We start from the raw sequence: 22,353 nt of genomic DNA, 5'->3' as shown, positions 1-22,353 counted from the left end.
GCTCATAAACAATCACCCGCGAAAACAACTCCGAAAACACTTTACTCCGTAGCGCAGGTTTACTAGGCGGTATGAGCGACCCAGTTCGTGTTGGCCTCAACGGCTTCGGCCGCATCGGCCGCAACGTGTTCCGCGCTTCGCTGGAGAACGACGACGTCGAAATCGTGGGTGTCAACGACGTGATGGACGACGAGGAGATCGACTACTTCGCCCAGTACGACACCGTCATGGGCAACCTCGAGGGTGCCGGCGTCGAGGACGGCGTGCTGACCGTCGACGGCACCGACTTCGAGGCGGGCGTCTTCCACGAGACGGACCCGACAGAACTCCCGTGGGACGACTTAGACGTCGACGTCGCCTTCGAGGCGACCGGCATCTTCCGCACCAAAGAGGACGCCAGCCAGCACCTCGAAGCGGGTGCCGATAAGGTCGTCATCTCCGCGCCGCCGAAGGGTGACGAACCGGTCAAACAGATCGTCTACGGCGTCAACGAGGACGAGTACGACGGCGAGGACATCGTCTCGAACGCCTCCTGTACGACCAACTCCATCACCCCCGTCGCGAAGGTGCTCGACGAGGAGTTCGGCATCAACGCCGGTCAGTTGACGACCGTCCACGCCTACACCGGCTCGCAGAACCTGATGGACGGCCCCAACAGCAAGCCCCGCCGTCGCCGCGCCGCCGCCGAGAACATCATCCCCACCTCGACCGGCGCCGCACAGGCCGCCACCGAGGTCCTGCCCGAACTCGAAGGCAAACTCGACGGGATGGCAATCCGCGTCCCGGTCCCGAACGGCTCCATCACGGAGTTCGTCGTCGACCTCGACGACGACGTCACCGAAGCCGACGTCAACGCCGCCTTCGAGGAGGCCGCCGCCGGCGAACTCGAAGGCGTGCTGGGCGTCACGAGCGAGGACGTCGTCTCCTCTGACATCCTCGGCGACCCCTACTCCACGCAGGTCGACCTCCAGTCGACGAACGTCGTCAGCGGGATGACGAAGATTCTGACGTGGTACGACAACGAGTACGGCTTCTCGAACCGGATGCTGGACGTCGCTCAGTACATCACCGAGCAGTAAGCGTCGGTCTCCGCCCGCGGTGTTTCTTTCGCCGTCGTCCCTCGACCGACTGGTCTCGCCGCCTGTTCGTGGCCGTCTCGACCCCGCTGGACGCCCGGAGCGCCGACGCCGACCGCTCGACTCGGAAACGCCTATACACGGGGCCGGCGTTGTCTCGCGTGATGACTTTCCAGACGCTCGACGACATCGAGGACGGCCAGCGCGTCCTCGTCCGACTCGACCTCAACTCGCCCGTAGAGGACGGCGACGTACAGGACAACCGCCGGTTCGACCGCCACGCCGAGACGATTCGCGAACTCGTCGACCGCGACTTCGAAGTCGCGGTGATGGCCCATCAGGGCCGCCCCGGCCGGGACGACTTCGTCTCGCTCGAACAGCACGCCGACATCCTCGCGGACCACATCGACAGCGACGTCGAGTTCGTCGCCGACACGTTCGGGCCCGACGCCATCCACGAGATAGCGGGGCTGGAGGCCGGCGACGTCCTCGTACTGGAGAACACCCGGATGTGCGACGAGGAACTCCCCGAGGAGGACCCCGAGGTCAAGGCCCAGACGGAGTTCGTCCAGACGCTGAAAGGCGAGTTCGACGCCTACGTCAACGACGCCTACTCGGCGGCACACCGCTCGCACGCTTCGCTCGTCGGATTCCCGTTGGTGATGGACGCCTACGCGGGTCGCGTCATGGAGACCGAGTACGAGGCCAACACCGCCATCGCCGAGAAGGAGTTCGAGGGCAACGTCACGATGGTCGTCGGCGGCACCAAGGCCACCGACGTCATCGACGTGATGACCCACTTAGACGAGAAAGTCGACGACTTCCTGCTTGGCGGTATCGCCGGCGAACTGTTCCTGCGCGCGGCGGGCTACCCCGTCGGCTACGACATCGACGACGCCGACCTCTACGACCACCAGTGGGAGAAAAACAGCGAGAAGATAGAGTCGATGCTCGACGCGCACCGCGACCAGATTTCCCTCGCGGTCGATCTGGCATACGAGGACGACGGGTCCCGCGCCGAGCAATCGGTCGACGACATCGACGAGAAGACCGTCTCCTACCTCGACGTGGGCAGCGAGACGGTCATGGAGTATTCGCCCGTCATCCGCGACTCCGAGGCCGTCTTCGTGAAGGGTGCGCTCGGGATGTTCGAGGACGAGCGCTTCTCTGTCGGCACCGCCGGCGTCCTCGAAGCCATCGCGGACACCGACTGCTTCTCCGTCGTCGGCGGCGGCGACACCTCTCGGGCCATCGAGATGTACGGGATGTCAGAGGACGAGTTCGGTCACGTCTCTATCGCGGGCGGGGCCTACATCCGCGCGCTGACCGGTGCAGAACTGGTGGGCGTCGAAGTGCTCAAGCGCTAGCGGTCCGTCTCGGCGTGTCGCCGCTTCCAGCCGTCTTTGGGGTCGTAGACCGCCACTGGCCGCTTCTCTCGGGGGCGCGTTCGCGCGTGTCTGGCCGTCCAGTCGCCGTCGTCGCGCTTTCGGGGAGCCATCGCAGGCATACGAACCGATACGACCCTCTGTAGTAAATTCCTTGTGATTAATGGTGTAAAAATACAACTCGATCCCGAGTAAGTCGTGGCGACGGTCGCCGAAGACGCCCCTCGGGGGCCGCCGAGCCGAAGTGTTTTCGATGGCAGCGCCCCACGGTTCGGTATGTTCACCGGTATCGTCGAGACGACGGGTGCGGTACAGGCAGTCGTAGACGACGAAGGGGGGCGGCGGGTTCGCATCGGCGCACCCTTCGAGGGCCTCGACCACGGCCAGTCGATAAGCGTCAGCGGCACGTGCCTCACTGTCGAGAACGTTTCCGACGGCGAGTGGTTCGAGGTGTTCCTCGCCCGCGAGACGCTGGCTCGGACCTACTTCGACGACCTATCGGGTGGTGACGCGGTCAACCTCGAACGGGCGATGCCGGCCGACGGCCGGTTCGACGGCCACATCGTGCAGGGTCACGTCGACGCCACCGCCGAGATCGTCGGCATCGAACGGGAGGGGGATGACTGGACGTTCACCTTCTCGCTTCCGGAGAGCCAGCGAGACTACCTCGTCGAGAAAGGCTCTATCACGGTCGACGGCATCAGCCTGACCGTCGCCGACCGGCGCGCGGAGTCCTTCGACGTGGCCATCATCCCGACGACGTACGCGGAGACGACCCTCTCCGAGAAGTCGGTCGGCGACCCCGTACATCTGGAAGTCGACGTCGTCGCGAAGTACGTCGAACAGCTCTGTTAGGGCTCGAAGTCGGTCCGTTCGGGGTCGTCCGTCGTTTCGCCCGGCGCCGCGTTGGCCGTCTGGTAGGCCTGCCGATAGGCGTCCAGTTTCCGCAGGAGGAGCAGGCCGAAGACGCCGTCGTACACCAGCACGAACGCGAAGAAAGCGACCAACTGGTCGACGCCGAACACCAGCGAGAGGACGCCGGTCGCCACGCCCGAGAGGGAGTTGTAGGTGGCGTGGATGACCGTCGCGATGAGTAACCCCTTCAGAACGATGGGGCCGGCGTCCTCCGGGTTGAACTTCGCCAGTCCGAGGTAGTAGCCCGCGAACGCGGAGTAGATGACGTGGCCGGGGCCGGCCAGCGCCCGCACCGCCGCGATGTCGCTCCCCGCGTCGAACGCCGCCAGCGTCCCGGTGACGACGTCGGTGTTCTGGACGATGTACAACGCGTTCTCGATAGTGGCGAAGCCCAGTCCCGCCGCCGCGCCGTACACCGCACCGTCGATGACCGCGTCGAACCGGTCGTCGCGGTAGGCGTACAGCCGAACGGCGAGCAGTTTCACGCTCTCCTCGACGGGGCCGACGACGAGGAAGAAAAAGAAGAACGTCCCGGCCGGCTGAAACAGGCCGAACCCGGAGCCGATGGCCTGTACTGGGCCGCCGAGGACGACGTTCAGCAACCCAGCGAACCCGGCAAACAACACGCCGAGCAGGAACGTTCCGACCAGCAGCGTCAGCGGTTCGGCGGTGGTCACGTCGGCGTACCAGATGTAGGCCGCGAGCAACAGCGCCGGCACGGCCGAGAGCGCGGCGAGTCCGGCGAACAGTGGCTGGACGCCCAGCGCGCCCAGACTGCCGAAGGCGACCTGTAACACCAGAATCCCGACGGCGGCGAGGATGACGAGCCCTCGGAGCGCCCACAGACCGGTGTGATAGAGCCAGTGTGCGAACCGGTCCAACCGTGAGCGGACCTCCCAGTCGGCTATCTCGTAGAGGTCCGTCGACCGGTCGGCGTTCGACGCGACCGGGTCTCGCCGTCGCTTTCCCATGCACGAACGGTCGGCAGCGCGCCACGTAACGGTTTGGCTCGCGGTAGGGCGTCGGACCCCGACCGCTGGCCGTGACAGGTCTCCATCGAGACGAGAGTGTTTTGACGGTGCCCGGCTTATCGTCTGCTATGACTCTACGGGCAGGCGTCCTCGCCGTTCAAGGCGACGTTTCCGAGCACGCTGACGCCATCGAGCGTGCCGCGGCGGCCCACGGCGAGACGGCGGAGGTCGTCGAGATACGCGAAGCGGGGCTGATCCCCGACTGTGATGTCCTCCTGTTGCCGGGTGGCGAGTCGACGACCATCTCCCGACTCGTCCAGCGCGAGGGCATCGACAGCGAAATCACGGCCCACGTCGAGGCCGGCAAACCGGTACTGGCGACGTGTGCAGGACTTATCGTCGCTGCCACCGACGCCCACGACGACCGGGTGGACACGCTGAACGTGCTGGACGTCACCGTCGAGCGAAACGCCTTCGGCCGGCAGAAGGATAGCTTCGAGGCACCACTCGACGTCGCGGGTCTCGACGACCCGTTCCCGGCCGTGTTCATCCGCGCGCCGGTCATCGACTACGTCGGCGACGGCGCGGAGGTGCTGGCCTCGTGGGACGGCCACCCCGTCGCGGTGCGTGACGGCCCCGTCGTCGGGACCTCCTTCCACCCCGAACTGACCGAGGACCCCCGCATCCACGACCTCGCGTTCTTCGACAGCGTGGAGTCGTAGGGGTTCGACGGCCTGAAGGCACACCCAGCCGATTCTCGGCGTATGGACGACGCCGACGACGTCATCGACGACCTGTTTGCGGTCATCGAGAACCGCAAGGAGACCCTCCCGGAGGGCTCTTACACCGCTTCGCTGTTCACCCACGAGAAAGGCGAAAACGCCGTGTTAGAGAAACTCGGCGAGGAGACGACCGAACTGATTCTGGCCGCGAAAGACGACGACCACGAGGAGTTGGCCCACGAGTCGGCCGACATCGTCTACCACCTGCTCGTCTTGCTGGCGATGAAGGACATGGACGTCGATGACTTGCGGGCTGAACTGGCAGAGCGGAGATAGCGAGCGCCCGAACGAAGCGAGAGGTCTCGAAGCGCGAACGAGGAACGGAGTGACCCGTGAGCGGTAGCGAAGTCCCTCGCCGAGACTGCGTGGGGTAAACTATTTAACATGATCTCCCATCGACACGACGTATGGACGCCGCCGGCTCCCCCGTCGAACTACTCTGTGTCGACGACGACACGGAGGCGCTCGACGCCCTCGCCGCGGGGCTGGAACGCGTCGACGGCGACGTCGCGGTCACGACGGCGACGGGAGCGGCGGACGCACTGAACGCGTTCGACCACGCGGCGTTCGACTGTATCGTTAGCGAGGCCGCCATGGCCGACATCGACGGCCTCGCCTTCCTGCAAGCGGTTCGAGCCGAGAACCCGGAGTTCCCGTTCGTCCTCTTTACCGCACAGGGCGACTGGTCGCTTGCGAGCGACGCCATCGCCGCCGGCGTCTCCGAGTACATACCGCGGGACGGCGACGACGGTCAGTATCGGTTGCTCGCACGACGCGTGCATACCATCGTCGAACGACACCGAGCGATGCGGACGGCCGCCGAGGACAGGGCCAGTGCCGAGACGATCTTAGACGTCGCGCCCGACGCGATTCTCGCCGCCGTCGACGGGAGGGTCGTGTACGCCAACCCCGCCGCAGGTGACTTCTTCGAGGTCAGGGGGCGTGACGCCCTCGTCGGACGGTCGGTCGACGACATCCTCGCTGGCGGGAGCGGAGTGTTCGAGGTGGCGCAAGCGACCGGACAGACGGCCCACACCGTCGAGACGACGGTCCGGCGTGGCGACGGGTCGACGGTCCTCGCGACGGTGACCGCCTGTACCGTCACGTGGGACGGGGCGGCGGCCGTCGTCGGTATCTTCCAGCACGCGACCGAAGCGGACACCCGCGAACGCCGTCTCGAAGCCCTCCACGAGGCGACGCGGAACCTCATGGGCTGTAAACAGCGGGAAGCGGTGGCCGGCATCGGCGTCACGGCGGCCTCCGAGATACTCGGTCTCGACGCGAACTCGGTCCATCTGGTCGACGACGACGGCCACCTCGAACCGGTCGTCGCGACCGACGCACTGTGCGACCTCGTCGGCGACCTCCCCTCGTTCACCGGGAGCGACAGCATCGCGTGGCGCGTCTACGAGAGCGACGAGGTGGCGGCGCTCTCGGACGTTCGGGACGACCCCGACGTTCACAACCCCGACACGCCGATTCGGAGCGAACTATACCTGCCACTGGGTGAGCACGGCATTCTCATCGCCGCGTCCCCCGTCGCCGACGCGTTCGACGAACAGGACGTGGCGCTCGGACAGGTGCTCGCCGCCAACATGGAAGCGGCGCTCGACGCGGTGGTCCGCGACAACGAGTTGCGCGAGCACGAACGGGAATTGGCGGCCCAGAACGCCCGTCTGGAGCGATTCGCCAGCGCGGTGTGCCACGACCTTCGGAACCCGCTGAACGTCGCGTCCGGGCGCCTCGAATTGGTCCGTGAGGAGTGTGAGAGCGAACACATCAACGCTATCGACCGGATGTTTCACCGGATGGAGGCGCTCATCGAAGACCTGCTGCTGATCGCGAAAACGGGCGAGGCGGTGTCCGACCTCGAACCGGTCGACGTCGGCGCCGTCGTCGAGGCGTGCTGGGCGACCGTGGAGACGGGCGCGGCGACGCTGGTGGTGGAGACGGACACGCGGATTCTGACCGACGTGACGCGGCTCAAACAGCTACTGGAGAACCTCGTCCGGAACGCCGTAGAGCACAGCGCTGCGTCTAGTCCGGTCCAGTCCGACGACGCCGTCGGAGACGGTAGCGAGGGTGTGACCGTCACCGTCGGCGACTGTCCCGGCGGGTTCTACGTCGCCGACGACGGCCCCGGCATCCCCGAGACCGACCGAGAGAAAGTGTTCGAGAGCGGCTACTCGACGCGGACCGACGGCACCGGGTTCGGGCTAGCCATCGTCAGACAGATAGCCGAGGCCCACGGCTGGGACGTGCGGGTCACCGAGAGTACCGACGGTGGGGCCAGATTCGAGATAACCGGCGTGGACACTCCCGAGACGTGAGGCGGTCGGCCTCGGCTACCGAGCGGCCGTTTCGACGCCCGAAACGTGCGTGACATTTATCCCGTCCCCAAAGCACCGACATGCCGTATGAGTACGTCGACAGTTCGCGGGACGGTCGCGGGGATGGGGGAACGGGCAAATCCGGCGTTCGCCGCCGGCGTGGTCGTCGTCGCAGTCGCGGCACTGGCCTACGCGACGACGGGGGCGTCGATCCAGCACCACACCTACGTCCACGTCATGGCGGGGGTCCTCTGGACGGGGACGGACATCTTTATCGGCGCCATCCTCGGCCCCGTCATCGGGAGTCTCGGCGAGGAACAGAGCGCAGCCGTCTTCGAGAAGCTGACGCCGAAGACGTCCTTTTTCCTGCCGTCGATGGCGTTTCTCACCATCGCGTCGGGCCTCGCTCTAGCGCTCCGACTGGACCTCTTCACGAACCCGGGCCCGTGGCTCGCGCTGTTCACGGCGGCGAACCTGATTCCGGTGTTCCTCCTGCTGGGGTGGCGGCTGAACGCGTGGTCGGACTGGCGGTGGCAACTCCCCTTCGCCGTCGCCACCCTCGGGTCGCTTGCGTGGGTCGCGACGACCATCGGCCAGTTCCAGATGACCGAACCGGCTATCGTCGTCGCCCTCGCTCTCGTCACGGTTCTATCGGTGCAGGGCTTTGGCTTCCTGATGCCGGGGGAAATCCGCATCTACAAGGAGATGACCTCACCTGCGCCCGACGCCAGCGTCATCTCGGCTATCGGGCAGCAGAACGCCATGCTCGGCGGCGTGCAGGGACTCGTCCAACTCCTGCTCATCGCGGACATGGTGTACCTCCGGTACGGCGGGTTCTGAATTGCGACTCCTCGACCGGGTCGAACCAGAACCAGACTTCGTCTGCGAGGGCTCGAAGTCGTTCGCTACTCGCTTACGACTTCGAACCGGTGCCGGACGACCTCGCTGTCGTCGTCCCACTCGAACTCGTCGTGGACCCGGTTCAGTCGTTCGCGGTACGCCGCTAGGTCTTCGGACCCCTCGCGTTGTGCGTCCTCGTCGGACAGGTCGCCCAGCGTCCGGTGGGTCACGTCCGTCACCTCGAACCGCCGGCCGTCGATGTCGAAGGTGTCGCCCTCCTCGGCGTACTGGTGGCCGCGGTGCATCTGTGTCACCTCGCCCGCGGCGGCCATCTGCTGGACGTGCTCGTTGGGCAGAATCTCGCCGGCGTCGATGTGTGCCATAGCGGCGGTACGAGGCCGACGGTGAAAAGCGTGGGTCGCAGTTGTTTGGGTCCGCCCACGCATACGTCTCACACGGCTGTCACCGATTGGACGCGCTTTTACGCGCCGACCGTCTACGACGCCGTAATGAGCAATCCTTTCGAGAATCTACCGACGACGCCGACCGGCGAGGAGGTCATCGATAAGGCCTTCTCGCGTGCGACGCGGGCCGGCGGCAGCAAGGACGGTATCGAGGCCCAGCAGTCGATGCTGATGACGGCCTCGAACATCGTCTCGGACAACCTCCAGAACGTCGCCCAGTCGTGGCCGACTATCGACGATTTGGACCCTTTCTACGTGGAACTGGCCGACGCCATCGTCGGCGACGCCTACCCCGCCGACGACGACCCGGGCATCGACGCCCTGAAACAGCACCTCTCCGAGGTGTCGTGGGCTGGCCGGAAGGCCAAGGAGATTCGCCAAGAGTACGAGGGCCGTCTCGTCCGCGGGGACAAGGACACCGCCCGGAAACTCCGCAAGCAGGCGTTCGCCCGCATGGCCGACGTCGTCGAGGAGGTCGAAGACGACCTCGCGGCCGTCTCGAAGGCCCGTGACGCGTTGAAAGGCATCCCGGACATCCGTCCGGACGAACCGACCGTCGTCGTCGCCGGCTACCCGAACGTCGGGAAGTCCTCGTTCGTCAACCGCGTCACTCGGGCCGACAACAAGATTGCCTCCTACCCCTTCACGACGACCCAGATTCGCGTCGGTCACTTCGAGGACGGCCGCATCCGCTACCAACTCGTCGACACGCCGGGTCTGCTCGACCGACCGCCGGAGGAGCGCAACGAAATCGAGTCACAAGCGGTGAGTGCGTTGGAACACGTCGCCGACGCCGTCCTCGTCCTCGTCGACCCGAGCGAGGAGTGTGGCTACCCCCTCGACCAGCAACTCGAACTGCGAGACGACATCGAGTCCCGCTTCGACGCGCCGGTGCTGACCATCGCCAACAAGAGCGACCGCTCGACCGACGTCGAGGCCGACCACTACATGAGCGTCACCGAGAACGACAACGTCGACGCCGTGTTGCAGGCGGCCATCGACGCCGTCGGCTACGAGATAGAGTTGCCGTTCGACGACGAGTAGGGCACCTCAGCCGAGGACGCCGAGCAGTCCGAGCGCCCACCGGACCATCTCCGAGGCCGCGAACAGCGCCCCTTCGACGCGCGACAACACTCGGCCGGTCCACAGCGCCGCGACCATCAGGAGCGAGATACCCGCCAGCCACAGTACCGTCTCCATCGCCGCCCCGGCCACCGTGAGCGGCCGGACGAGCGCCGCGACGCCCACGATTCCCGTGACGTTGTAGACGTTGCTCCCGACGACGTTGCCGACGGAGACGCCGAGGCTCCCGCGGCGAATCGCCACGAGCGAGACGGCGAACTCCGGCGTCGACGTGCCGGCGGCGACGATGGTCCCGCCGACGACCCACTCTGAGATGCCTGCGCCTCGGGCCAGTGCCGACGCCGCGAGCACCATGAAGTCCCCGCTCACGAGGACGAGCGCCAGGCCACCGACCAACAGCAGAGCGTCCCGGCCACGAAAGGCCACTCGTTCGGTGACTGCTCGCGTCACAGCGCCTTCCGGTGGCGACTCCGGAGCCGTCTCGGTCGTGGACTGTTCCGCGCGGAGCAGGTACGCGGTGTAGGCGACGAACACCCCGACCAAGATGGCCCCTTCCGTCCGCGTCACCGTCCCGTCGAGTAGGACGAGGCCGGCGAGGAGCGTGCTCGCGAGCAGCGCCAGTCCGTCTCGGTGGACCAGCGCCTCGGTGATCGGGAGCACTCGAATCAGCGAGACGACGCCGAGGATGAACGCGAGGTTGTAGACGTTCGACCCGAGGACGTTCGCGATGGCGATGTCGCCCAAGCCCTTCAACGCGGCGTCGACGGAGACGGCCAACTCCGGCGTCGACGTTCCCATCGCCACGATAGTCAGTCCAATCGTGAGGTCAGAGAGGCCGAACCGTCGGGCGAGTCGCACGACGGCGTCGACGAGGAACCGGGCCCCGACCCACAATCCGAGGACAGACAGGACGACGACGCCGACTTGAACGAGGGGGCCTCCGCTGACCATACTGTGGGTGGTATCACCGGCGGCGGGGAAATGAAAGTTCGTGCTCACTCAGTCCGGGGACGACTGCGCTCCGTTCGCTATTCGAGTTCGTAGGTCACCTGCACCGCAGCGTCGACGGTGACCGGGCCGGGCGAGATGGTCGTACTCCCGCCGGAGTCGGCGGCGAACGCGGCTTCCGTCCGAACGACGTATCGGCCGCTGTCGCTCGTCTGGATGGTGGCGACGCCGTCGACGTTCCGACCTTCGGCAGCGGCGACCGTCTCGGCGTCGGCGCGGGCCCGCTCCATCGCCGTCGTCAGGGCGTCCTCACGCGCGTCCTGTCGGGTCGCCTCGCTCAGTTCGTAGCGGATGCCCTCCACGCGGTCCGCGCCCGCGTCGACGGCGGTATCGATGAGTGTCCCGACCGAGTCCACGTCGCTCGTCTCGGCTTCGACGGTGTGGACCGCGACGTAGCCGACCTGTTCACGGCCCGTCTCGGTGCGTTCGTACTCGGGATGGATGCTGAACCGTGAAGACGTGACGTTTGCCCCCTCGTCTTCGAGGGCTTGCTGGACGGCGCCGGCGTCACCGGTCAGGTTGTCCCGGGCGGCCGCGGCCGTCTCACCCCGACCGACGGCGGCGACGGTGACCGTCGCCCTGTCGGGTGCGCGCTCGACCGTCGCGTCCGCGCTGACGCTGACTGTCGCGTTCTCTGCCGTCGGCGTCCCGCCGCTGTCTGCGAGTGCGAAGCCGGCACCGCCGGCCAGGAGGACCGCCACGACGCCTGCGATCGCGAGTGGTTTGGAGACCATACCCACGCGAACGCCTGCCGACGTATTTAGCCCGTCGGACGCTCAAACCCGAATTTGACCGTCAGGCGGCCGTCTCGACGACGACGTAGTGGACCGACGTCTCGACGTCTCGGCCGGCGGCCGCGTCGGCGACCTCGTCCAGTTCCGCGGCCAGTCCGGGCGGGTCGGTGCCCGGCGGGATGCCCACCGTGATTACGACGCGGCGCGGTTCCTGGAAGATGACCGTGTTCGTCCGCTCGACTTCGACGGAGAGGACGCGGGCGGGCGCGTCGACGGCCCCTTCGATCTGGTCCTGTATCGCCGCCTCGGTCGTCGCTCGCTGGAACGAGTCCAGCGTGACGCCGCCCAGAAACGCCGACAACACGAGGATGGACGCCACGAGGACGCCGATTCGCTTGACCGTCGCCGACCGGGCGTTCCCCTCCCGAAACCAGTGTTCCGGGCGGTAGCCCTGATACCAGAGGCCGACGAGGACGGCGAGGTTGATAGAGAGGACGTTCACGAGGAGGAGGACGCCCGACCCGAGGCTGACCAGCGGTTCGCCCCACGCGATGCCGATACCCACCGTCGCCGCCGGGGGGATGAGCGCGACGGCTATCATCACCCCCACGAGCGCCGTCGAGACGCCCGACGTGAGGCTGATGACGCCGGCCGCGCCCGCGCCCAGTGCCACCACCAGCGAGAGGAAGTCGGGCGCGACTCGCTCGCGTATCTGCCCGACGGACGTCACCTCTGCGAGCGGCGGGATGACGTTGGCCGTCCGGACGAACACGGCGAAGACGGTGGCGCTGACGATAGCCAGTAGCAACCCGACCGCCTGCAACTTGACCCCGCGGACGAACAGTTCTTGGTCGTCGACGACGGTGCCGACGTTGGCGGTCATCGCCGGGCCGATGAGCGGCGCGATGACCATCGACCCGACGACGACGGCCGGCGAGTCGAGCAGGAGGCCGGCGGTGGCGATGACCGCGCTGATGACGGTCATGATGGCATACGTCGGGAGCGACGGGGCGAGGTCGTTGGCCTTCGAGGTCAGTTCCTCGCGGGCGATGCGGTCCTCGTCTTCCTCCTCGGCGAAGCGGTCTTCGAGTGCCTCGAACTGCCGTGAGATGACCGTGTTAGCGTCCACGACGACGGTGTATGCGTCGTCGTCGATACCCACCTCGCGCAGCGCTTCGAGGACGGGTTCTAAGGCGTTCGTCGGCAGCGGAAAGGAGACGACGGCGGCGATGTCGCGGTTGCTCGTCTCGTCGCTGACGACGTAGTCGATGCCCTCGTCGTCCAGCACGCCGAGCGCCGCCTCGCGCTTGCCCGTCGGGACCGAGAGATGTACCAACCGCACGGCTATCCGTGCGACGGCGGCGAACAAAAATCCGGGTGATGGCCGGTCCCGCGACCCGCCCTGCTCCGCCGCCGGAAACTGACGCGCTTTTCCCCGTCGGCGCTGTATCGGGGATATGTTCGAGTCACGCCCGGACCGCGACGCCGAAGTGGTGCTCGTCGGCCGGTCGAACGTCGGCAAGTCGACGCTGATGCGGGAGGTGACCGGCCACACCTTCGACACCGGACAGCGACCCGGTGTCACCCGGAGCCCAAACCACTACGACTGGACCGGTCCAGACTTCATGATCACCGACCTCCCCGGGTTCGGGTTCATGAAGGGCGTCCCCGAGGAAGTCCGCGAGGAGATAAAGACCGACGTCGTCCGCTACGTCGAGGAAAACGCCGAGAAGATTCTGGTCGGCATCCTCGTCGTCGACGGGAAGTCCGTCGTCGACATCATCGACCGCCACTCCGGCCCCGACGAGATCCCTCACGACGTCGAGATGTTCCACTTCCTCCGGGAGGTCGGCGTCGAACCCGTCGTCGCCGTCAACAAGATGGACAAGGTCGACGACGAGGACGAACGCCTGAACGACCTGTGTGACCGCCTCGGTCTCTATCCCCCGTGGAAGCAGTGGCAGGAGACCATCGCCCCCATCTCGGCGAAACGGGGCAACGTCTCGGCGCTGAACGAGGCGGTCCGACACCACCTCCACGAGGCCAAGCGCGACGACCTGTTCCAGTTCTTCTGAACGACCTTTTTCACCCGGGGCATCGCGCTCGCTGACGGCGAGCGCTCAACCCCGGGCCAAAAACGTCGATGAAAAAGGCGCGAAGCGCCAGCGGCGCTTCGCGTGAAACGGCGCTCGCGTCGCTCGCGCCGTACGCTTCGACTGGACGCTACACCTACCCGTGGAGGTCGACGTTCTCGACGTCGAATCTGACCGACCCGGCGGTGGCGTCGGTGAGCGAGAGCGTCCAGCCCTGGTCCTCCGCGACCGATTTCGCGATGTAGAGGCCGAACCCGGTGTTGCCTTCGATCGTCGTGTACCCGGCGTCGAACACTCGCTCGGGCGGACTGACCTCGATTTCGGGGCCGTCGTTCGCGACGTAGAACCCGGTGGACGTCGTGCCGACGGTGACGGTCGACGCCCCGTGTTCCAGCGCGTTCTGAAACAGGAACTGCAGGAGCAGGCTCGCGGACTCCTGGTCCGCGAGGAAGCGAGCGTCGCCGTCGATTTCGAGGGCCGCGTGCGCGTCGGCGACCGTCTCCCACACCTCCCGACTGAGTCGCGAGAGCCACACCGGCGTCTGTTCCTGTCGATCCGACTCTCTCGTCGAGAGTTGCACGACCGTATCGACCAGCGAGGAGATGCGCGACAGCGACTCCTCGATGGGTGCGGTCTGTGTGTCGTCGTCCAGTCGTTCGAGGCGTCCGTGTGCGATTTGCAGTTCGTTCCGCAACTCGTGGGCCGATACGAGCGCCACTTTCACCATCCGCTCGTGTTGGCGGCGCAGGTCGTGTTCGCGGGTCTTGCGCGCGGTGATGTCCTGTGTGAGCCCGACGAGTCCCTGAATCTCGCCGTCGGCGTCGTACCACGGGACCTTGCGGGTTCGCACGTACGGCGCCGCGAGGTCGAGAAACTCCTCGACGTCGATTCGGTCCACCTCCCCTTCGAGGATGTCCATCTCGTCGCGGTAGGCCGCCTCGCCGTGTTCGTCCGCCAGCTCCGATACCTCTCGGTCTGTGAGTCCCACTCGGTCGGTCGGCTCGTTGAACCCACGTCCCATCAGGACGTGTCGCGCCTGGTCGTCTTTCGCGTACAGGTGGTCCGGCATCTCGTTGAACAGCGAGAGCAACAGCGTCTCCATGGGCGAGGGCGACCGCCCGGCGACGGACGGCGCGTCACCGTCGAGGCTGGTTCCTATCGCGTCAACGACGGCCTGCGAACCGAGGTCCGGCGACGCGACGGCGCGGACGTCGAGGTCGTCCGGCACTACCGCCGGGTCGACGCCCACGACGACGACGGGGAGGTCGGGAAACAGTTTCGTGACGCCGTAGGCGATGTCTGTCCCTGACTGGCCACCGACGGTCGCCGTGAGGACGAGACACTGATAGACGCCGTGTGTCAGTTCGTCGAAGACGTTCCGACGGTCGGTCAGTACGGTGACTGCAACGGCCTCCTCGTCGAATCCCGACTCGAGTTCGGCTGCCTCGTCGTCGGCGACGACGAGTACCGACTTCGGGTCTCCCCCCATCTATGGCCAGTACAAAGATATGTTCGAACGTTACTGTTTCGGCTGGTCGTTCTGATGGTTGCTCGGAGTCGGGCCACCCGCGCGACTGTCGGCACTCGTATCGTAGCTACCACAGAACCGTTCTGACGGTCAGGAGGTCAGGCGACGTTGAAGCCTTTGTCGCGGAGGAAGTCCTCGACGCGACCAGTGTGGTTGCCCTGGAGCTCGATTTGCCCGTCTTCGACGGTCCCGCCGCAGGCGAACTTGCTCTTCAAGTCCGAGGACAGCGAGTCCATGTCGACGTCTTTCGGGTCGAACCCCTCGATGATCGTTACCTCCTTACCGTAGCGGCGCTCGTCGATGCGGATGTTAATCTCCTGGGACTCTTTGGCGACGTCCTCGCAGACGCAGAGCTCCTCAGGCAGCCCGCACGTCGAGCAGACTTCCGACATTACATCGGGGCGTACGAAACCTTCGTATTAAACACTGTCGGGGGAAAGCGGAACTTACCGGTTCGAGACGATGCTATCGGCGATTTCGACGGCCTCATCGGCTGCTTCTTCCGAGACAGTCCCACCGTACCGGAGTCGCTCGCGGAGGATTGCGAGGCGACGGACGTCCTCGCCAGCGTCGACGTCGTCCAGATAGTCCCGGACCGTCTCGCCGCTCTCGCGAGGCCGGTACTCGTCGTCGAGGACGTACATCGCCCGTTGGAACGCCTGCTCGACGTCCGTCTCGGGGTCCTCGCGGCGCTGGTATCGGAGCCAGATGGCCCGTGAGACGCGCTTCGTGACGCCCGACCGACGGAGGCCGGCGGCCGTCCCCAGCAGCGCGACCAGTCCCAGCGCCGTCTCCTCGCGGGACGGCAGGTCCGGGAGGGTCGGGCCCGCCGGCCCCTCGGTACTGCTGTTCTCGCTACCCTCGACGAACGGGGTCGCCGTCTCGTTGCTGGTGTTGGCTGGCGTCGACGTCTCCGTCGTCTCGTTCGTCTCGGTCAGCGGCGGCGGAGTCGGCGTCTCAGTCTCGGTGAAATTGGAGTCGTTGCCCGTCTCACCCGTGTCGACCGCACCGTCTCCCTCGGAGCGGGCCTCCTCGATGCGTGCCTGTTCGGCCGCCGCACGTGGCTCGCTCGGCGTCGGGTCGAACTGGATCCAGCCGTGGTCGGGGAAGAAGACCTCGACCCACGCGTGTGAGTCGAGGCCGCGGACCACCCAGCGGTTCTCGTCGACTTGCTCGCCGGGCGTGTAGCCGACGGCCATCCGCGCGGGGATGTCCTGACTCCGCAGCATCGTCACCATCGTCGTCGCGAAGTAGACGCAGTAGCCCCGGTCCATCGCGTGGAGGAACCGGTCGGCGACGTTCCGCTCGGGCCGTTCGACGTCGAGCGAGTACTCCCGGTTGTTCTGGAGCCACTGTTCGACGACGAGCGCCGTCTCGTAGGGGTTCTGTGCGTTCTCGGTCAGCGTCGCCGTCGTCTCGCCGACTCGGCCTGGCGTACTCTCGGGCAGTTGCAGATAGCGGCGGGTCACTCTGTCGGGATACTCGGTCCCGGCCTCGCGCAACTGCCGCGGCGTCGCGACCGAGAGTTCGCTTACGATCTGATAACTGTCGCCGGCAGTGAGGTCGCCGACGGGTTGGAAGCCATCGTGCGTCGTGAGCTTGACGTCTACGTCCCCGTCGTATCGCACCGGCTTCCAGACGGCGGGGACCGTGCCGATGTCCGACTCGGCCTCGAAGGACTGGCGGACCGTCCGACTGTCGCCTGGCGGTTCGGCGAGACGGGTCCCGTCGTACGGACTGCTGTTGCCCGTCCGGACCCACCCGTCGCCGGTGTAACGGTCGTACGCGGCGACGCGCCAGTACCGCGCTGCCTCGCTCTCTACGGTGTATCGGACCGTCGGGGTCAGCGAGATATCCCCTTGAATCGTCATCGACTCGTCGGCGTCGACGAGACTCCCCTCGACGGTCGCCTGCTCCTCGTCGACGAAGGACAGCGACGTGCCGGAGACCGACGGTAGTCGTGAGAGGACCGCCGGCACGACGATGACCGCCGCCAACTGTTCGAGGACGCTACGGCGGCCCGAGTCGACGCCCTGATCGTCAACCGTGGCCGACGCACCCGTCGCGACCGACCCCCCGGCGCCCGGTGACTGCCGCTCGTCGGGATGGTCGATGGTGTCGAGCGTGCCGAACCCGATAGTCGCGAACGCACCGACGACGCCGAGCAACGTCGTCACTACGTCTGCGTCCGTCGTCAGGACGAAGAAGCCGAGCGCCGTCCCGGCCGCGAGCGTCGCCGTGACGTACCACCGCCGGAGCGCGAAGTACGTCGTGAGAAACACCGGCGCGGGCGCAAAGGAGATGACCCACAGGCGGACGTTGGCTATCTGGAGCAGTCGACGACCGGTCAACAGCGCCACGGTGTCCCGGAGGAGGGCGGACAACGCCGGGTCCGTCGAGAGGTTCGTGACGTACCACACGAGACCGGCGCCGAACAGGACCGCACCCACAGTGATGGCGAGGATCGGACGCAACACTCGTGCGAGGACGGCCGCCGCGGCCAGCGACACGGCCGTCACGACGAGAAACACCGTCGGCGACCCGACCACGTCGATGAGGTGATACATCGTCCGGAGCGGCGCGCCGAGTGCGAGTGCGACCGACAGGAGCGCCAGCAGTCGCGTCTCGTCCCACGGCACCCGCCTGCGGACGCGAGCGACGACGCTCACGACCCCACCTCCCCGGCGAGCGGGTTGTCGTGACTCACCGTCACGTCCTCGAAGGCCTGCTGTTGCCCCTCGACGGTGACGGTGACGCCATCGTCGTCTGCGGTCACCAGCACGTCCGCGTCGCCGCTCCGTCCCGTCGTCCCGGCCCCGGTGCGTGCGAGCGTCTCCAGCAGGCGAACCCGGTGGGTGTCGCCGTAGCCAGCGTCGACGCTCCCGCCGGGTGTCACCAGTTCGACGGCGAGGCCGCTCTCGAGTGCGCCCATCGTCACCGTCGCGGCGGCGGCCGCCATCTCGTCGGCGTAGTCGTCGTCGGCCTCCGCGACGACGACGAGGCCGCGGTCGCTGTTCCGGTCGGCGAACTCCTTGACGAGCAAGTCGTCGCGCTTCGCGCTGGACTTCCAGTGGACGTCTCGCAGGGAGTCGCCGGGGACGTACTCTCGTAGTCGGTCGAACGCCTGTCGGTCGTCGGCGTCGGGGACGAGCGTTCGGACGAACGCTTCCGGTCCGCCCAGTCGATACACGGGCGGATACACCAGCACGTCGTCGGTCACGTCGACGGTGGTCGAGGCGGCGACGAGGCCGAGCGAGTCCGTCAGCCGAACGTCGACCGGACCGACGCGGTGTTCGCCGCGTCGCTCGTAGGTCACGTCGTAACTGACGCTCGCCGGCAGGGAGCGAACGGTCGTCGCCGCCCCGTCAATGCCCCGAGAGAGGCGGTCGGTGATTCGGGCGACGCCGCTCCCGTCGACGGTCAGTTCGACGGTCCGGCGCTCGCCGGGAAACCCGCGCCGGGGTGGCTGGCGCTCGACCGTCGGCGTGCCGGCCCAGTACACCTGTCCGGCGGCGACGCCGAGGGCGACCAGCAGTGGGCCAGCGACCGCACCGAGTGCCTGCTGGCCGAACTGCGTGCCGATGGCGACGGCGGCGCCGGCAACCAACAAGACACCGACGCCGCGACGTGTCGGTCGCATCTTACTCGACGTCGACCGTCTTCAGGGCCGCGGTGACGAGGTCTGCGGCCGTCTGCTCGCTGCTGTCGGTCCGAATCCGGTGGGGCAGCACCACGGGGGCTTCCTGCTGGACGTCGTCGGGGACGACGTACGCGCGGTTGTTCAGGACCGCCCGGGCCTGTGCGGCACGCAACAGCGAGATGCTGCCGCGTGGGCTGACGCCCAACTCGGCGTGGTCACGGGTGTAGCGGGCCAGTCGCGTCGCGTAGGACCGAATCGGCTCCTCGACGGTCACGTCGGCGACGGTGTCCCGGGCCGCCTGCAGGTCTTCGAGCGTCGCGACCGGCTTCAGCTCCTCTATCGGGTGGTGGCCGACCACCTCGCCGAGCATCGCCGTCTCCTCGCCCGCCTCGGGGTAGCCCAGATGCAGTTTCGTCATGAACCGGTCGAGTTCGGCCATCGGCAGGTCGTAGGCCTTGTTCTGCTCGACGGTGTTCTGCGTGGCGATGACGGTGAACGGTTGCGGGACGCTGTGGGTCGTCCCGTCGACGGAGACCTGTCCCTCCTCCATGGCTTCGAGCAGCGCCGACTGGGTCTTCGGCGGCGCGCGGTTGATTTCGTCGCCCAGCACGACGTTGCCGAAGATGGGGCCGCGGCGGAACTCGAACTCCTGTGTCTTCTGGTTGAAGACGTTGACCCCGGTGACGTCGGTCGGTAGCAGATCCGGCGTGAACTGGACGCGCTTGAACTCGCCGTCGAACGAGGCGGCGACGGACCGGGCGAGCATCGTCTTGCCGACGCCGGGGACGTCCTCTAACAGGATGTGACCACGGCCCAGCATCGCCGTCACGATGTGCTCGATCTCCTCGTGGTGGCCGACGATGACCTCCTCTACGTTCTCGATTACCTGTGTCGCGACGCGGGTCGCGTCGCGGAGCGCACTGTCCGACTGTCGGCCGCGTGTAGTGTCCGTATCTGTCATGAGTGGAGGGTCCGCACCGTGGCGACAGACCACAGGGCGTGTTCCGCTCTGGTACGACGCCGAGTAAGTGTCTTCTCCCCGTGCCCATCGCCGCTGTGCGAAGTTCCAGTTGCCCGTTGTTCGGGGCGAGAATACGTAACTCTGCTGGATGCGCACCTGTGACACACGACCGTGTCAGGATCTGTCCCACTCCTTGCAATCTGTACAGACGAGGACGCCGTCCTGTTCCCAGCGACGTTCCACGACCTCGCCACACGCCGCACACTGCGCGCCCTCGCCGGTCCACGCGTAGGTTGTCGTCGCCGGCGTCGGGTCGTCCTCGGCCGTCGGTTTGGCGTCGGCGGCCTCGTTCGGACGCTCTTTGGCGGCCGACGCCGTCTCACCGTCGCTCTCGTCGTTCGCGCTGGTGTCGCCCTCGTCGCCCGCACCGCCGACGAACTGGTCTAGCGAGGCGTCTTCTCCCATGGCGCGCAGTGCGGTCGGGAGCGCCAAATAGCTGTGTGGCTCGGTCGCCGCGAACGGAAGCACAAAGTGGGGCGACTGCTAAGCGGCGCGTATGCAAGGGCTACTCACACAGCTTATCCAGAGTATCGTCGAAATGCCGGCTCGGTTCGCCGACGTCGCACTCGCCGACCCGCTGTCGGCCATCCTCATCCTCTTCGGGACGCTGTTCGTCGGCGCCGCCTCCGTCGTCTTCGGCTACCTGACGCTGGGTGCGGCCCTCTCGCTGTTCATTCGGCCGGGGAGTACTGGCCGTTCACCGCCGCCCCGAGAAGCGAGATAGCCCGCTCTACGTCGGGACCCAGTGGCGACGCGAAGACGACGCTGTCGGCGTGTTCTCGGAGCGCTTCGGTTCGCTCGGCGACGTCCGCTGGCGTGCCAGCGATGCAAAACGCCTCTAGCATCGGCTCCGTGACGAGACCGAACGCCTCCTCGAACTCGCCGGCCGAGATGGCGTCGCCGACGTCGCTTGCCACGTCGTGGTCGATGCCGTGGCGGTCTAGCACCGGCGGCGGCGACCCGGCGGCGACGAACGCGACCGGCGGTCGAGCGGCCGCTCTCGCTTGTTCTGCGTCCTCGGCGACGGAGACGCTGGCGTAGGCCGCGAGGTCGAACTCGGTGTCGGCGACGCGGTCCTCGGCCATGTCCTCGACCTGTTCGCGGGCCCACGCGAGGTCCGTCGGGTGCGCGCCGTTGTACAGCGCGCCGTCGGCGTGTTTCGCGGCCATCCGCGTCATGTGTGGCCCCTGTGCGCCGACGTAGACCGGAATCTCCCCGACCTCGTAGTTCAGGCCCGCGTCGTCGGCCGTGAAGGTGCCGTCGTGGTCGACGCGTTCGCCGTCCCAGAGGCGCTGGGCGACCTTGAACGTCTCCAGCACGCGCCGGAGGGCGTCGTCGTGGTCGAACCCGAGGTTGCGGATGGTGGACTTGTCGCCGGGGCCGACGCCGAAGAGGGCGCGGCCGTCGCTCATCTCCGCCAGCGTCGCCGTCCGCGAGGCCAGCGTCACAGGATGGGTCTCGTAGGGGTTGGCGATGCCGGGCCCGAGCAGTATCTCGTCGGTCCGACTGGCCATCCCGCCCAGCGCCATGAACTGGTCGCGGTTGTTGTAGTGGTGGCTCGCGAAGACGGCGTCGAAGCCCGCCTCTTCGGCCTGCACGGCGAAGTCGGATAGCTGTGCGACTGGGTGTTCCGGAGTGAGTTCAATCCCGTACATGAGACCATTCCCTGAGCGCCTGCCGGACGACGTCTTTCTCCGGCGAGCGGTAGAGGTCGTCGCTGCCGCCGTGGTCGCCGAACTCGAAGCCGCGGATGCGGGCGACCGGCGTCCCGCCGGCCCCCTCGCCGGTGACGAGGTTGCCCGCGGCGGCGAGTTCGTCGACGACGGCCTGCACCGTGACGCCGAGTTCGCGCCCGTCCCTGTCGTGTTCGCCGCGCCAGTCCCGGGCGGCGTGGATGCCGGCCCAACCGAGCGCGACGCCTCGCTGTCCGAGGCGGAACGGCCGGCCCGAGGTGTCCGTGACGACGACCGCGACGTCCGCGCCGGTTCGCTCTCGGATGCCCGCCCGAATCCGTTCGGCGCAGTCCGTCGGGTCCTCGGGGAGCAAGAGCAGGTCGGCGTCGGGCACGTTCGAGCGGTCGATACCCGCGTTGACCGTGATGTGGCCGAAGTGCGTGACCGCGAGGATGAAGGGCGCGTCGAGGATAATCTCCTCGCTCTCTTCGAGGACCGCCTGTGCGAAGCGGGGGTCTTTCTCCTCGTCGGCGATGGCGGCGATATGGTCGGCGATGTCGCGGGCGCGATCGCTCGCCTCGAAGTCGTCGAGGTCGGCCTGCCGACCCGCCGCCTTCGAGACGATGGTGCTGGCCACGCAGAGCACGTCGCCGTCCTGCAGGTCCGTACACTCGGCGACGAGTTCGGCCACGTCGTCGCCGGGGCAGACCTCGGGCAGTCCCTCAACCGCGAAGACGTCCATACTCCCCCTGCGGGTTCCGCGGGAAAAAGGACGCCGTTAGTAGCAAGCACGTCCAACGGTGGCAACCG

At 67.0% G+C, this 22,353-nt stretch carries 24 protein-coding genes; 10 read left to right on the top strand and 14 right to left on the bottom strand.

Features of this window, described 5'->3' with window-relative positions; all coding sequences use genetic code 11:
• Positions 1-71 precede the first annotated feature (71 nt).
• Both gap and IEY28_RS14770 read left to right on the top strand, forming a co-directional pair.
• Positions 72-1,079 carry a type I glyceraldehyde-3-phosphate dehydrogenase gene (gene gap, locus IEY28_RS14775; RefSeq protein WP_188999350.1) on the top strand — a complete coding sequence of 336 codons (1,008 nt, stop codon included), beginning with the start codon at positions 72-74 and terminating at the stop codon, positions 1,077-1,079.
• 161 nt (positions 1,080-1,240) lie between these two features.
• On the top strand, positions 1,241-2,443 hold the full coding sequence (locus IEY28_RS14770; RefSeq protein WP_188999345.1) for a phosphoglycerate kinase: 1,203 nt from the start codon (positions 1,241-1,243) through the stop codon (positions 2,441-2,443).
• On the opposite strand, the gene IEY28_RS14765 is transcribed toward IEY28_RS14770, so the two are convergent.
• The gene (locus IEY28_RS14765; RefSeq protein ID WP_189000450.1) at positions 2,440-2,583 is read right to left on the bottom strand and encodes a hypothetical protein; all 144 of its coding nucleotides are present in this window, start codon (positions 2,581-2,583) and stop codon (positions 2,440-2,442) included. The genes IEY28_RS14770 and IEY28_RS14765 overlap by 4 nt on opposite strands.
• Before the next feature lie 154 nt (positions 2,584-2,737).
• On the opposite strand from IEY28_RS14765, the gene IEY28_RS14760 reads away from it, so the two are divergent.
• The gene (locus IEY28_RS14760) at positions 2,738-3,316 is read left to right on the top strand and encodes a riboflavin synthase (RefSeq protein ID WP_188999342.1); all 579 of its coding nucleotides are present in this window, start codon (positions 2,738-2,740) and stop codon (positions 3,314-3,316) included.
• On the opposite strand, the gene IEY28_RS14755 is transcribed toward IEY28_RS14760, so the two are convergent.
• Positions 3,313-4,347, bottom strand: a complete 1,035-nt coding sequence (locus IEY28_RS14755) for a PrsW family intramembrane metalloprotease (protein ID WP_188999339.1) — start codon at positions 4,345-4,347, stop codon at positions 3,313-3,315. The genes IEY28_RS14760 and IEY28_RS14755 overlap by 4 nt on opposite strands.
• A 128-nt stretch (positions 4,348-4,475) precedes the next feature.
• Between IEY28_RS14755 and pdxT the strand changes: the two genes are divergently transcribed.
• From pdxT to IEY28_RS14735, 4 genes are all read left to right on the top strand, one after another.
• Positions 4,476-5,069: a pyridoxal 5'-phosphate synthase glutaminase subunit PdxT gene (gene pdxT / locus IEY28_RS14750; RefSeq protein WP_188999335.1), complete on the top strand. Its 594-nt coding sequence runs from the start codon at positions 4,476-4,478 to the stop codon at positions 5,067-5,069.
• Positions 5,070-5,111: 42 nt separating this feature from the next.
• Positions 5,112-5,405 (top strand): phosphoribosyl-ATP diphosphatase, encoded by a 294-nt coding sequence (gene hisE / locus IEY28_RS14745; protein ID WP_188999330.1) that lies wholly within the window; start codon positions 5,112-5,114, stop codon positions 5,403-5,405.
• Between the two features lie 131 nt (positions 5,406-5,536).
• Complete coding sequence (locus IEY28_RS14740; RefSeq protein WP_188999326.1) at positions 5,537-7,459, top strand: ATP-binding protein; 1,923 nt, start codon at positions 5,537-5,539, stop codon at positions 7,457-7,459.
• Between the two features lie 123 nt (positions 7,460-7,582).
• Positions 7,583-8,299, top strand: a complete 717-nt coding sequence (locus tag IEY28_RS14735; RefSeq protein ID WP_189000405.1) for a hypothetical protein — start codon at positions 7,583-7,585, stop codon at positions 8,297-8,299.
• A gap of 65 nt (positions 8,300-8,364) precedes the next feature.
• Here the strand turns inward: IEY28_RS14735 and IEY28_RS14730 are convergent, their stop codons facing one another.
• Positions 8,365-8,682 (bottom strand): ASCH domain-containing protein, encoded by a 318-nt coding sequence (locus IEY28_RS14730; protein WP_166968153.1) that lies wholly within the window; start codon positions 8,680-8,682, stop codon positions 8,365-8,367.
• Between the two features lie 126 nt (positions 8,683-8,808).
• Between IEY28_RS14730 and IEY28_RS14725 the strand changes: the two genes are divergently transcribed.
• Positions 8,809-9,807 (top strand): NOG1 family protein, encoded by a 999-nt coding sequence (locus tag IEY28_RS14725; RefSeq protein ID WP_188999322.1) that lies wholly within the window; start codon positions 8,809-8,811, stop codon positions 9,805-9,807.
• Between the two features lie 6 nt (positions 9,808-9,813).
• On the opposite strand, the gene IEY28_RS14720 is transcribed toward IEY28_RS14725, so the two are convergent.
• The 3 genes from IEY28_RS14720 to IEY28_RS14710 all read right to left on the bottom strand — a co-directional run bounded on the left by IEY28_RS14720 (position 9,814) and on the right by IEY28_RS14710 (position 12,930).
• Positions 9,814-10,797: a calcium/sodium antiporter gene (locus IEY28_RS14720; protein WP_188999317.1), complete on the bottom strand. Its 984-nt coding sequence runs from the start codon at positions 10,795-10,797 to the stop codon at positions 9,814-9,816.
• A gap of 77 nt (positions 10,798-10,874) precedes the next feature.
• Positions 10,875-11,588 carry an SIMPL domain-containing protein gene (locus IEY28_RS14715; protein ID WP_188999314.1) on the bottom strand — a complete coding sequence of 238 codons (714 nt, stop codon included), beginning with the start codon at positions 11,586-11,588 and terminating at the stop codon, positions 10,875-10,877.
• A gap of 61 nt (positions 11,589-11,649) precedes the next feature.
• Complete coding sequence (locus IEY28_RS14710; protein ID WP_188999311.1) at positions 11,650-12,930, bottom strand: TIGR00341 family protein; 1,281 nt, start codon at positions 12,928-12,930, stop codon at positions 11,650-11,652.
• A gap of 115 nt (positions 12,931-13,045) precedes the next feature.
• Between IEY28_RS14710 and engB the strand changes: the two genes are divergently transcribed.
• Complete coding sequence (gene engB, locus IEY28_RS14705) at positions 13,046-13,663, top strand: GTP-binding protein EngB (protein WP_188999307.1); 618 nt, start codon at positions 13,046-13,048, stop codon at positions 13,661-13,663.
• A gap of 154 nt (positions 13,664-13,817) precedes the next feature.
• On the opposite strand, the gene IEY28_RS14700 is transcribed toward engB, so the two are convergent.
• The 6 genes from IEY28_RS14700 to IEY28_RS14675 form a co-directional block, all read right to left on the bottom strand.
• Entirely contained in the window at positions 13,818-15,170 is a 1,353-nt protein-coding gene (locus IEY28_RS14700) for a sensor histidine kinase (protein ID WP_188999304.1), read from the bottom strand.
• Between the two features lie 137 nt (positions 15,171-15,307).
• Positions 15,308-15,601, bottom strand: a complete 294-nt coding sequence (yciH, locus tag IEY28_RS14695; protein WP_004516073.1) for a stress response translation initiation inhibitor YciH — start codon at positions 15,599-15,601, stop codon at positions 15,308-15,310.
• A 54-nt stretch (positions 15,602-15,655) separates the two neighbouring features.
• On the bottom strand, positions 15,656-17,878 hold the full coding sequence (locus tag IEY28_RS14690; protein WP_420842331.1) for a transglutaminase TgpA family protein: 2,223 nt from the start codon (positions 17,876-17,878) through the stop codon (positions 15,656-15,658).
• A complete protein-coding gene (locus tag IEY28_RS14685) occupies positions 17,875-18,849 on the bottom strand; it encodes a DUF58 domain-containing protein (protein WP_188999299.1) in 975 nt (324 codons plus the stop codon). Before IEY28_RS14685 ends, IEY28_RS14690 begins: the two co-directional genes overlap by 4 nt.
• A 1-nt stretch (position 18,850) precedes the next feature.
• Entirely contained in the window at positions 18,851-19,810 is a 960-nt protein-coding gene (locus tag IEY28_RS14680; protein ID WP_188999296.1) for an AAA family ATPase, read from the bottom strand.
• Positions 19,811-19,984: 174 nt separating this feature from the next.
• Positions 19,985-20,275 (bottom strand): DUF7573 domain-containing protein, encoded by a 291-nt coding sequence (locus tag IEY28_RS14675; RefSeq protein ID WP_188999293.1) that lies wholly within the window; start codon positions 20,273-20,275, stop codon positions 19,985-19,987.
• Between the two features lie 91 nt (positions 20,276-20,366).
• Between IEY28_RS14675 and IEY28_RS14670 the strand changes: the two genes are divergently transcribed.
• Positions 20,367-20,594 (top strand): DUF8024 family protein, encoded by a 228-nt coding sequence (locus IEY28_RS14670; RefSeq protein ID WP_166968164.1) that lies wholly within the window; start codon positions 20,367-20,369, stop codon positions 20,592-20,594.
• Here IEY28_RS14670 and IEY28_RS14665 read toward each other — a convergent pair.
• Together IEY28_RS14665 and IEY28_RS14660 are read right to left on the bottom strand one after the other, a co-directional pair.
• Positions 20,542-21,525: a 5,10-methylenetetrahydromethanopterin reductase gene (locus IEY28_RS14665; protein ID WP_188999291.1), complete on the bottom strand. Its 984-nt coding sequence runs from the start codon at positions 21,523-21,525 to the stop codon at positions 20,542-20,544. The genes IEY28_RS14670 and IEY28_RS14665 overlap by 53 nt on opposite strands.
• Positions 21,512-22,285, bottom strand: a complete 774-nt coding sequence (locus tag IEY28_RS14660) for a coenzyme F420-0:L-glutamate ligase (protein ID WP_188999286.1) — start codon at positions 22,283-22,285, stop codon at positions 21,512-21,514. Before IEY28_RS14660 ends, IEY28_RS14665 begins: the two co-directional genes overlap by 14 nt.
• Positions 22,286-22,353 lie beyond the last annotated feature (68 nt).

It is taken from the genome of Haloarcula pellucida, from assembly GCF_014647235.1.
GTDB classification, from domain to species: Archaea; Halobacteriota; Halobacteria; order Halobacteriales; family Haloarculaceae; genus Haloarcula; species Haloarcula pellucida.
Note: the sequence above shows the minus strand (reverse complement) of the source record. Positions and strands in the feature narration are given on the sequence as shown.